This is a genomic window from Neobacillus drentensis (assembly GCF_036966985.1).
Classification (GTDB): domain Bacteria; phylum Bacillota; class Bacilli; order Bacillales; family Cytobacillaceae; genus Neobacillus; species Neobacillus drentensis_E.
Window position 1 is genome coordinate 1 of record NZ_JBALSN010000802.1, and the last position, 1410, is coordinate 1410.

The following is a 1410-nucleotide window of genomic DNA, read 5'->3' on the forward strand; positions in this document are numbered from 1 at the left end:
GTATAGCAGATTATTTATCTCAAAATCAAAGTAAAGACATTTTATTAATTGACGCTGATCCACAGTTTAATAGTACACAAGCTTTATTAGATAATTATAAGGATGATAAAAGGTTTGATGATGATGAAAATTATTACACCATAGAAGTTTTACCTCGAGAAAAGACTATCTATAGATTATTTAAGCCACAGATAGAAATGAGTTCTTACTACGAAACACCAAATTCAACGGATTTAATAATAAATTTAAGTAAGGGTTTAGATATATTATGCGGCGATTTAAATTTGGTTTTAGTAAATAAAGTAAACGATTATTCCTTTGTTAAAAGAATAAGAAATTTCATTGAAGACAATGAATTAAGAAAAAAATATGATTTGATTATTATAGATTGTCCTCCAACACTAACAATATATACTGATAGTGCACTAATGGCTTCTGATTATTATTTAGTTCCAAACAGAATAGACAGATATTCTATTGTGGGCATTGATTCATTACAAAAAGCAGTAGGAAATTTAATAAGAGAAGAACGTATTAATTTAAAGTGCNNTGCTTAGGATTAGTCTACACAATGGTTAACAAAGAATTGTCACCTAAACAACAAAAAATTAAGGATAATTTTGAATCTAAAAAAACAGTGAACGATATAGATATTTTTACTTCAAAAAGTACTTTAGTTAATAATATACAATATGGAGCATCAGGTACTGTTCCGACTAATTATAAGTCATCGTTAGAAGATCTAGAGGCTATTAGTTTGGAAATCTTAGAAAGAATAGAGCTCTTGGAAAAGGAGTAAAAATCTATGGAAAGAAACTTAATATATTATAGGAATGAATTAAAAAATAAAACAGTTCCAAAATATAAAATTATGGGAATAACATCAGAAATGATCCTTTCCAAAGAAATTTTTCGTAGAAACACTGATGTCATTCCTTTTTTAAAGAAAGTTTTCTCAATAGAGTACAAGCATTATGTAATTTTATCAAGAACAATGATAGTTGCAAGAACTATACTACTTGTTTCAAAATCGGATGAACATGAATATAAACAGATAAAAAATAATTTGTTTAAAGTAGTCGAATTAATGATTCAAGAGATGAAAAAAGAGAATGACTCAACGAAAAACGAGTTTAATGGGTGGTTAAGCTAATGCCTATAAAAGATATGACATATAATGAAATTAACCAGATAAAGGCTGAAATAAATAGTTTTATGGAGCTGATAAAAAAGAATTTTTATGAAAAATCTGGAGAAGAATTCTTAGAAATAGATAACAGTTTCTTTAGAAATATTTCTAAGCACATAATGTTTTTTAAGTTTCTTTTAATTTTTGGTCAAGATAATCATTTTATTAATACTATAATATCGGATTTTTATTATTTAATATTAAGTATTATTAAAGGGGAT

The 1410-nt window shown here is 26.1% G+C and carries 4 protein-coding genes; all 4 read left to right on the forward strand.

The genetic code is table 11. From position 1 onward, the window contains the following. Nucleotides 1-47 precede the first annotated feature (47 nt). Nucleotides 48-557 (forward strand): ParA family protein, encoded by a 510-nt coding sequence (locus tag V7659_RS31875; protein ID WP_438825883.1) that lies wholly within the window; start codon nt 48-50, stop codon nt 555-557. Nucleotides 558-571: 14 nt separating this feature from the next. Then, nucleotides 572-799 (forward strand): hypothetical protein, encoded by a 228-nt coding sequence (locus tag V7659_RS31880; protein ID WP_335543965.1) that lies wholly within the window; start codon nt 572-574, stop codon nt 797-799. 6 nt (nt 800-805) lie between these two features. Further along, on the forward strand, nt 806-1153 hold the full coding sequence (locus V7659_RS31885) for a hypothetical protein (protein WP_335543966.1): 348 nt from the start codon (nt 806-808) through the stop codon (nt 1151-1153). Beyond that, the coding region (locus V7659_RS31890; protein WP_335543967.1) for a hypothetical protein at nt 1153-1410 on the forward strand (258 nt) is incomplete at its 3' end. The genes V7659_RS31885 and V7659_RS31890, both read left to right, overlap by 1 nt.

What these genes read in the sequence shown, in the direction of transcription:
- V7659_RS31885 (WP_335543966.1), top strand. Translation starts at nt 806, where the DNA reads ATGGAAAGAAACTTAATATATTATAGGAATGAATTAAAAAATAAAACA.
- V7659_RS31880 (WP_335543965.1), top strand. Translation starts at nt 572, where the DNA reads ATGGTTAACAAAGAATTGTCACCTAAACAACAAAAAATTAAGGATAAT.